Source organism: Micromonospora sp. HK10 (assembly GCF_000982955.1).
GTDB lineage: Bacteria > Actinomycetota > Actinomycetes > Mycobacteriales > Micromonosporaceae > Micromonospora.
This window is the reverse complement of the sequence record NZ_KQ058812.1, coordinates 1-7,153: the sequence shown is the minus strand read 5'-3', so window position 1 is coordinate 7,153 and position 7,153 is coordinate 1. Positions and strand designations below refer to the sequence as shown.

General features: G+C 73.5%; 6 protein-coding genes. 4 read left to right on the top strand and 2 right to left on the bottom strand.

Annotation, left to right across the window (positions count from 1 at the left end; all coding sequences use genetic code 11):
- Nucleotides 1–100: 100 nt before the first annotated feature.
- Both LQ51_RS13240 and LQ51_RS13235 read right to left on the bottom strand, forming a co-directional pair.
- Entirely contained in the window at nucleotides 101–421 is a 321-nt protein-coding gene (locus tag LQ51_RS13240; RefSeq protein ID WP_156313076.1) for a hypothetical protein, read from the bottom strand.
- A 133-nt stretch (nucleotides 422–554) separates the two neighbouring features.
- A complete protein-coding gene (locus LQ51_RS13235; RefSeq protein ID WP_197087693.1) occupies nucleotides 555–887 on the bottom strand; it encodes a hypothetical protein in 333 nt (110 codons plus the stop codon).
- Nucleotides 888–1,296: 409 nt separating this feature from the next.
- Between LQ51_RS13235 and mce the strand changes: the two genes are divergently transcribed.
- The 4 genes from mce to LQ51_RS13215 all read left to right on the top strand — a co-directional run bounded on the left by mce (nucleotide 1,297) and on the right by LQ51_RS13215 (nucleotide 7,110).
- On the top strand, nucleotides 1,297–1,761 hold the full coding sequence (mce, locus tag LQ51_RS13230; RefSeq protein WP_046565652.1) for a methylmalonyl-CoA epimerase: 465 nt from the start codon (nucleotides 1,297–1,299) through the stop codon (nucleotides 1,759–1,761).
- Nucleotides 1,762–2,063: 302 nt separating this feature from the next.
- On the top strand, nucleotides 2,064–3,419 hold the full coding sequence (gene ccrA / locus LQ51_RS13225) for a crotonyl-CoA carboxylase/reductase (RefSeq protein WP_046565655.1): 1,356 nt from the start codon (nucleotides 2,064–2,066) through the stop codon (nucleotides 3,417–3,419).
- A gap of 275 nt (nucleotides 3,420–3,694) precedes the next feature.
- On the top strand, nucleotides 3,695–4,948 hold the full coding sequence (locus tag LQ51_RS13220; protein ID WP_046565651.1) for a DivIVA domain-containing protein: 1,254 nt from the start codon (nucleotides 3,695–3,697) through the stop codon (nucleotides 4,946–4,948).
- Between the two features lie 167 nt (nucleotides 4,949–5,115).
- Nucleotides 5,116–7,110 carry a coiled-coil domain-containing protein gene (locus LQ51_RS13215; protein WP_046565650.1) on the top strand — a complete coding sequence of 665 codons (1,995 nt, stop codon included), beginning with the start codon at nucleotides 5,116–5,118 and terminating at the stop codon, nucleotides 7,108–7,110.
- Nucleotides 7,111–7,153: the final 43 nt, after the last annotated feature.

Sequence of the window (7,153 nt, the reverse complement as noted above, 5' to 3'; positions counted from 1 at the left end):
CCGCGCACGTTGGCCAGCCGCTCCAGGTTACGACCGTCGATGGTCCGGTAGCCGCGCCGGGCGGCCGCCCGGCGCCCGGCCCGTCCGCGCCGGCCGCGGTTCAGGCCCCGCGCGGGCGGCCCCGGCGCGGCGGCACCGGGCCCCGAGGGCACGCGGCCGGCGGCCGGGGCGGCCGGCCGGCCACCTCGATCCGCGGGGTCCGGTCCGCCGGGAGATGGTCGAACTTCGCGACCACCACCACGTCGACCTTCCCGTCGAGCATCATCTGCCGCACCTCGTCCCACGGCGCCGTGGTGATGATCCCGAGCAGGTCGTAGCGGCATCGCCGGGCATGGTCCAGGCAGGCCATCAGGTGGGGTTCGATGGGGTCCACCTGGACCGGGATCCAGATGGCGGCAACGGGGCGTGACAGTGAACTCACCATCCGTACTCTTCTCCGGATGCAAGTTGCAGATCAACCTCCCGCCGTCCGGGTTCACATATGCCGAACGATCGATGAGCGGGACTGCCACCCCGACCACCGGGCGCGCCCGGCCGCCGCGCCGATCGTCCGGTCAGCCGCCGGCCGGCCGGCCACCCCGCCCGCCGAGGTGCTCGTCGAGGCGGCTCTCCACGCCCTTGAGCCGGCGTTCCGCGTCGTTGACCGCGTCCCGCAACGTCCCGCGTCCGTCCGGGTGCAACTCCACCTCGACGCGCCGCAGCCGCTCCGGCATCCCCGGGACGGCCTCCCGGCCCGGCCGGGCGGGCATCCCGTACCAGTCCTGCCGGAACTCCTCGTTCTGCCGGGCCAGCCGGCGCAGCGGCCGGCTCACCGCCACGGCCAGGGTCAGCGCGCTGAGGATGGACCCCGACACCACGCCGACCGCCGCCCACTGCTCCAGGGTCACGACGACCACCCCGCGGCCCGCCGCCCGGCGGGGAGCCGCCGCCGGCGGGTGCCGGCGGGTGTGTCGCCGCGCTTCTTCGGTGCCGTACCCACGGCCAGGTCCTCCCGAGTCCGGTCCGGGCCCCCGTGCCGGGCCGCGCGGCGCCGGCCGGGGGCGACCAGTGCTGATGAACGTGCCGATTCGCATCGTGCGCCCGCGCCGCGTCGCGGGGCATCCCCCGTCCAGCAGGACGAACGGCGCGGGGTCTCCCGCCGCTCGGGCGTCCGGACGAGGTCGTCCGGGCGGCCCCGGCCGGGGTCGGCCGTTCGACCGAGCCGCCCGGCGCGGGCGTCCGGGCGTCACCCGTTCAGGGGAGTGAGATGCCCGACTGGGTCAGCCTCCCGAACGATCGTTCGGTCACACTGGCGCCATGGCTGAGAACTCCCCCGTCGAATCCGTTCCCGACCACGTCAGCGACATCGGCCTGCGCCGCATCGACCACGTCGGGATCGCCGTGCCCGACCTCGACGCCGCGATCGACTTCTACCAGCGCACCTTCGGCATGCGCTGCGTGCACACCGAGACGAACGAGGAGCAGGGCGTCCGCGAGGCCATGCTGGCGGTCGGGCCGGACGCCGGAGGCGGCCTGGTGCAGCTGCTGGCGCCGCTGTCGCCCGACTCGACGATCGGCAAGTTCCTGGACCGGCGCGGTCCGGGGATCCAGCAGGTCGCGTACACCGTGGCGGACATCGACGCGGCCTGCGCGGCGCTGCGCGAGCGCGGCGTCCGGCTGCTCTACGAGACCCCGCGGCGGGGCACCTCGGACTCGCGGGTGAACTTCGTGCACCCGAAGGACGCCGGCGGCGTGCTGATCGAGCTCGTCCAGCCGGCCTGAGCCGGCCGGACCCGGGTCCCCGCCCGGCCGGCGCCAACCGGGCGGGGACCCGTCCTGATGCCGGGGACAAGGCGCGGCAGTGCGCGGTTGCGCGTTCCCACGGACACCTCCACGCATCGGCGGATGCAGTTTTTCACACAGGACTTCCGACCCTAGCTACCGTTCAGTAACGTCCGGCCCCACAGGAGTGCGACCGGTGCCGGATGTGTCGATTGCCGACATGGCGGTCCCGTCGCACCGGCGCCGACGATGGCAGCACCCCTGCCCGCCCGGTGCGGGTGCGCAACGAACGGGAGGTCACCGTGCAGGACATCCTTGAAGCGATCATGGCGGCGGAAGGCTCCGCACAGCCGGAGCGGGAACTCGCCGGCCTCGCCGGCCTGCCGGTCCCGGAGAGCTACCGGGGTGTGGTGGTGCGGGCCGAGGACACCCGGATGTTCGAGGGCATGGCCACCCGGGACAAGGACCCACGCAAGGCACTGCACGTCCAGGAGGTGCCCACCCCCGAGCTGGGCCCGGGCGAGGCGCTGGTCGCCGTGATGGCCAGCGCCATCAACTACAACACCGTGTGGACCAGCATCTTCGAACCGCTGCCCACCTTCAAGTTCCTCCAGCGCTACGGCCGGCTCTCCGAGCTGACCCGCCGGCACGACCTGCCGTACCACGTGGTCGGCTCCGACGCGGCCGGCGTGGTGCTGCGCACCGGACCGGGGGTGACCAAGTGGAAGGCCGGCGACGAGGTGGTCGCGCACTGCCTGTCCGTGGAACTGGAGGACGCCGCCGGCCACGACGACACCATGCTCGACCCGCAGCAACGGATCTGGGGCTTCGAGACCAACTTCGGCGGCCTGGCCGAGCTGGCCGTGGTCAAGGCCAACCAGCTGATGCCGAAGCCGCGCCACCTGAGCTGGGAGGAGGCGGCCAGCCCTGGGCTGGTCAACTCCACCGCGTACCGGCAGCTCGTCTCGCACCACGGGGCGAACATGAAGCAGGGCGACGTGGTGCTGATCTGGGGCGCGTCCGGCGGCCTCGGCGGATACGCCACCCAGATGGCGCTGGGCGGCGGCGCCATCCCGGTCTGCGTGGTCTCCTCGCCGGAGAAGGCCGAGCTGTGCCGGAAGATGGGCGCCGAGCTGGTCATCGACCGCACCGCCGAGGGGTTCCGGTTCTGGAAGGACGAGCAGACCCAGGACCAGGACGAGTGGCGCCGCTTCGGTGAGCGGATCCGCGAGCTGACCGGCGGCGAGGATCCGGACATCGTCTTCGAGCACCCGGGCCGGGAGACCTTCGGCGCCAGCGTCTACGTCGCCAAGAAGGGCGGCACCATCGTCACCTGCGCCTCCACCAGCGGCTACCTGCACCAGTACGACAACCGCTACCTCTGGATGCACCTGAAGCGGATCGTCGGCAGCCACTTCGCCAACTACCACGAGGCCTGGCAGGCCAACCGGCTGGTGGCGCTCGGCAAGGTGCACCCGACCGTGTCGAAGACCTACCCGCTGGAGCAGACCGGCCAGGCCGCGTACGAGGTGCACCGCAACGCCCACCAGGGCAAGGTCGGGGTGCGCTGCCTCGCGCCGTCGGACGGGCTGGGCGTGCGCGACGCCGCGCTGCGGGCCCGACACGAAACGGCGATCAACCGGTTCCGCGGGCACTGACCCGTTCGGCTGAACGGGCCGCGCCAAAGCGCGGAGGAGGGCTTGCCTTTCCAGCGCGGTCACACCATTCGATTGCCGTACGACAAAGGGCCGCGGGCGACCACCCGCGGCCCTTTTTCCGGCCGCACCGGCCGCCGCCCGACCCGCCCCGGGACCTGCCAAGATCGCCGATTGGTCCGGTCCCACCGGGTCACCCGAGTTGACCATGTAATGAGGACATGAAAGGTGCGGACCGCTCTTGCGGAGCACCCTGGGGCGTCTGCCAGTATGTCCCAATGCCCCAGCAGCAGTCCTCCCCTCTTGCGTTCTTCGATAACGCGAACTCACAGCCCGATTTCACCGTTGGCCTGCGTGGTTACAACACCGGGCAGGTCGACGACTTCATCGGCCGGCTGACCGCCGCCCTGACCCAGTCCGAGCAGGCCCGCGCCGAGGCCGAGCAGCGGATGAACGACGCCCAGCGCCGGCTCCGGCAGGCCGAGCAGCGCCAGAACGCGCTGGAGCAGAAGCTCACCGAGACCAACAAGCAGCTCGAGGAGAACAGCCGGCCGACCCTCTCCGGCCTGGGCACCCGCGTCGAGCAGATCCTCCGGCTGGCCGAGGAGCAGGCCAACGACCACCGCAACGAGGCCAAGCGCGAGTCGGAGGGCATCCTCTCCGCCGCCCGCCTCGAGGCCCGGGAGATCACCGACAAGGCGCGCGCCGAGGCGGCCGCCATGAAGGCCACCGCCGAGCGGGAGGCGGGCAACGTCCGCACCGCCGCCGAGCGCGAGGCCGCCGAGGTCCGGGTGCAGGCCCGGCGCGAGGCCGACACCCTGCGGGCCGACGCCGACCGGGAGACCAAGCAGCTGCGTACGGTCACCGCGCACGAGGTGGCCGAGCTGAAGTCCACCGTCGAGCGCGAGGTCGCCACCCTGCGGGCCACCGCCGAGCGGGAGATCACCCAGCAGCGGGCGAAGGCCGCCCGGGAGGCCGAGGAGAAGCGGGCCGAGGCGACCAAGCTGCTCACCGACGCGCGGGACAAGCGCGACAAGGACCTCCAGGCGCTGGAGCTGCAGCTCGCCGAGCGGCGCGAGAAGGCGGAGCGCGAGGAGTCGGAGCGGCACGCCGCGCAGGTCGCCCAGACCCAGAAGCTGGTCAGCGAGGCCGAGCAGCGGGCCCGGGCCGCGCAGGAGCGGGCCAAGGAGATCGAGCAGCGGGCCGAGGCCCGGCGGGTCGAGTCGGAGCGCACCGCCAACGAGACCGTCGACAAGGCCAAGGCGCTGGCCGACAAGACCCTCGGCGAGGCGCGCGCCGAGGCGCAGCGGGTGCTCAACGAGGCCCGCACCGAGGCGGAGCTGACCACGCAGGCGGCCCGCCGCGAGGTCGAGGACCTCACCCGGCAGAAGGACGCGGTCACCTCCCAGCTCGGCCAGATGCTCTCCGGCCTGGCCGGCATCGTGCCGGGCGTGCCGGCGGCCGGCGCCAAGCCGGAGGCGGCCAAGGACGCGGGCTCCGAGAAGAAGGTCACGGCCGAGTCGGCCAGCTGAGCACCACCCGCATCGGGGCATGAACCGCGGCGCGGGGTGACACCGGGTGACCGGTGGCGCCCCGCGCCGTCATGCTTTCCCGCCCGTTTCGCCACGTCAGCGAAGTAGCTCCCGACAGGGGCGTCCGTATCGCCCCAGCAGAGCCGGATGCGTGTGAGGATGGGGGCATGTCGCACGGCGAGGAACTGTTCGCTCTCGGCGGGGACGTGACCACGGAGCCCAGCTTCGAGTCCGCGCTCCGGGGTTACGACAAACGACAGGTCGACCGGTACGTCGCTCGTGCCGAGCACGAGATCGCGGCGTTGACGGGCGAACGAGAGCAGGCGTACACCCAGATCCACAAGTTGGCCGGCCAGGTCGAGGTGCTGCAACGCGACCTCGCCCAGGTGCGCAAACAGGTGGGCGTGGTGGACCGGGCCTCGTTCCGGCACCTGGGTCCCCGGGTCGAGCAGATCCTCACCATGGCCGAGGAGCAGGCCGACGAGATCCTCGCCTCCGCCAACGAGGAGATCGAGGCCCGGCGCGCGGCCGCCGAGCACATCATCGAGGAGGCGCGGGAGCAGGCCGCCCAGGCGCTGAAGGACTTCGAGATCGCCCTCGCCGCCCGGCGGGCCGAGGAGGAGCGGCACACCGCCGCCCGGAAGGCCGAGGCGGAGGCCGCGCTCAAGGCCGCCACGGACGAGGCCGAGCGGCTGCGCCGTACCGCGCAGGAGGCGCTCGCCACGGCGCAGCAGGAGGCGACCCAGCTCCGGGACACCGCCAAGGAGATCCACAGCCGGGCCCAGCAGGAGTCGACCCGGCTGCGCGAGACGGCCAAGGAGGCCGTGGCCAAGGCCCAGCAGGAGGCCAACCAGCTCCGCGAGGCGGCCAAGGAGGTGCACGCCAAGGCGCAGCAGGAGGCCAAGCGGCTCACCGAGGCGGCGGCCGAGGCCGGCCGGGCCACGCACGCCAAGGCGCTCGCCGACGCCAAGAAGATCGTTGACGACGCGGAAGAGGCCGCGAAGGCGACCCGGGGCCGGGCGCGCACCGAGGCGAACCGGCTCACCAGCGAGGCCGCCGAGGCCGGCAAGCGCAACCGCGCCGAGGTCGAGGCGTACGTGCAGCGGATGCGCAGCGAGACCGAGGCGTACGTGCAGCAGGCCCGGACGCAGACCCAGCAGGAGCTGGGCACCTGGCGAGCCGGGGTGGAGAAGGAGGTCAAGGCCCAGCGGGACGCCGCCGGCAAGGAGCTGGCCCAGCGCCGCGCCGCCGCCGAGCAGGAGTACGCCAAGCACCGCGACGAGCTGGACAAGCAGCACCGCCGGCGGACCGAGGAGCTCGAGCAGGGATACACCGCCAAGCGCCAGGAGATCGAGCAGGCCGCGGCCGGCCTGCGCGAGGCCGCCGAGCGGGACGCGCTGACCATGCGCCAGCGGGCCGAGGAGGAAGCCGCCGAGCTGTTGCGGCGGGCCGAGGAGGAGGCCGGCGACAAGCGCCGCAAGGCCGACGAGCACGTGGCCGCCTCCCGCCGCCAGTTCGAGGAGTACGCGGCCACCACGCAGCAGCACCTGGCCACCACCCAGCAGCACCTCGCCGCCACCCAGCAGGAGGTGGCCGCCGGCCGGCAGCAGCTCGCCGAGGTGATGCTGGAGATCGCCACCGCCCAGCAGGAGCTCGCCGACCTGCGTACCGAGACGTGGTCGTTGCGGCAGGAGTCGGACGACCTCCAGCGGCGCCTCGCCGAGCTGCGGCTGTCGGCGGACTCCGCCGGCCTCACCGCCACCCCGGTCGACCCGGACGACCTTGCGGCCGCCGCCGGCGCCGACGCGACCGGCGACGAGGAGGGCGGCGCACCGGCGGGCGACCGGACCGCCGTGACCGTCCCGGCCAAGGGCGGCGCGGACGCCTCGCCGAACGGCGGCCGCGCGGCCCCGGAGTCGGGGAAGCCTGCGGAAGGCGGCAAGACCCGCCCGGTCGCGGAGCCGGTCACCACCGTGGACGGTTCCGCCGCCAGCGCCGGGGTGGACGGCGAGCCGACCGTGGCCGCGGTGCCCGGCGAGGGCGGCCGGGGCGCCACCCCCACGAAGATCACCAGCACCGGCGAGAACGGCAAGCGGCCGACCAAGCCGACCACCGACGAGCGCAGCGCCAAGCCGAGCACCGTCACCGTCGACAAGGACTGACCGCCCCGCCGATCCGGCGGCCGTCGCCGCCGCCCCGTCGACC

Coding starts and splice junctions, on each gene's coding strand:
- LQ51_RS13215 (WP_046565650.1), top strand. CDS start 5,116: ATGTCGCACGGCGAGGAACTGTTCGCTCTCGGCGGGGACGTGACCACG.
- mce (WP_046565652.1), top strand. CDS start 1,297: ATGGCTGAGAACTCCCCCGTCGAATCCGTTCCCGACCACGTCAGCGAC.
- LQ51_RS13220 (WP_046565651.1), top strand. CDS start 3,695: ATGCCCCAGCAGCAGTCCTCCCCTCTTGCGTTCTTCGATAACGCGAAC.